1 protein-coding gene and 1 pseudogene are annotated in these 1,302 nt (G+C 41.6%); both read right to left on the bottom strand.

Annotated elements, in window-relative coordinates; genetic code table 11:
- Positions 1-955: Ig-like domain-containing protein (locus MF4642_RS16485; protein WP_162841322.1), on the bottom strand; the 955-nt coding region annotated here is incomplete at its 3' end.
- 236 nt (positions 956-1,191) lie between these two features.
- Positions 1,192-1,302: pseudogene (locus tag MF4642_RS16480) on the bottom strand (IS5/IS1182 family transposase); the annotation flags it as partial.

Genomic DNA, 1,302 nt, shown 5'->3' with positions numbered 1-1,302 from the left:
TCGCGGTGTTGCCCGTTAAGCTGATCGCATAGCTTTGCGCGGTGCTCGATGGGTTGCTTAAGGTCACGGTGTGAACCAGGTTCGTGCCTTCAACTTGAGTGTTGTTACCCACGCTGATGGTCGGGACGGCTGAAACGTTGATGGTTTCAGTCGCAGTTGCGCTGCCGCCTTGGCCATCGCTGATGCTGTAGCTGAAGCTTTCTTGACCTGTAAAGCCTGCGTTCGGTGTGAAGGTGATGTTGCCTTGGGCATCGATGTTCACCACACCGTTCGGGGTGTTGATTTGTTGTGCGCTGCCCAGCGTCAAAGGCACACCATTGATCGCAGTAATGGTCAGTGGGTTGCCATCTGCATCGCTGTCATTTGCCAATGGGTTGAGTGCCACTGGCGTGTTGAATGCGGTGTTGTACGTGTCATCGCTTGCGACAGGTGGCGTGTTTGGTGTAGGTGCAAATGGAGACAAAGGTGTCCAACTACCACCACCCAAACCATGCTCAAATGGTTTGATAACTGAAGATAATATTGGGTACTCAATTCCTAAAGGCGGAATATTATCTAACACTCGATTCAGCATTAACGGTTTTATACCGTCGGCGACAGATGTTTCGCGCACACGAGTAAGTTGAACAAAACGATGACCACCTTGAGTTACATCAGGATCGCCATCAAAGGACTCTCCCGCAATTTCAACATAATCTTTACCTTCTTTTTTAAATACTCGACCATCATCCAAACGAACAACATCATTTTGTTGTTCTGTATCATTCATTTGCTGAAATGATTTTGCAAAATTTACAATTTTATCTAGATCCGAGTTTGGTTCACCTAGCAAAGAATTGAGGCTAAAATTGCCGTCATTATTGATTAAATCTTTACCATGAATTTCAACAACTCGGCCATTTGAAAGCTGCAACACGACACTACTTTCTTCTGAAAGATGCAATACATCTTTCACCTGAAGCTTTGCCCCCTTTTTTAGAATTATTTTTTTATTTGTCTTTGAAAAACGCCAAACATCACCATCAACAGAGATTATTTTTACCGATGTATTCATTTATAACTTTACCTCAATTTGAAAGTTTAGCCATATCAATTATTTATGCTTTACATGACCAAATTTATTTAGCGCAGACAAAAAACCATCCTAGATTAGTTAATTAATATACAATATTAATAGATGTCTTTCATAAATCATTTTTTACTCAGCTCCAAGTTGTAGATTCCAGCGATTAAATTGAATCTCAAACCAAGCCTTTTACCTCTATTTCGATAACGCTCAGCAAGAATTTTGAAGGTTTTCAG

The sequence above is a fragment of the Acinetobacter sp. MF4642 genome (assembly GCF_002018925.1).
Lineage (GTDB): Bacteria > Pseudomonadota > Gammaproteobacteria > Pseudomonadales > Moraxellaceae > Acinetobacter > Acinetobacter johnsonii.
Note: the sequence above shows the minus strand (reverse complement) of the source record. Positions and strands in the feature narration are given on the sequence as shown.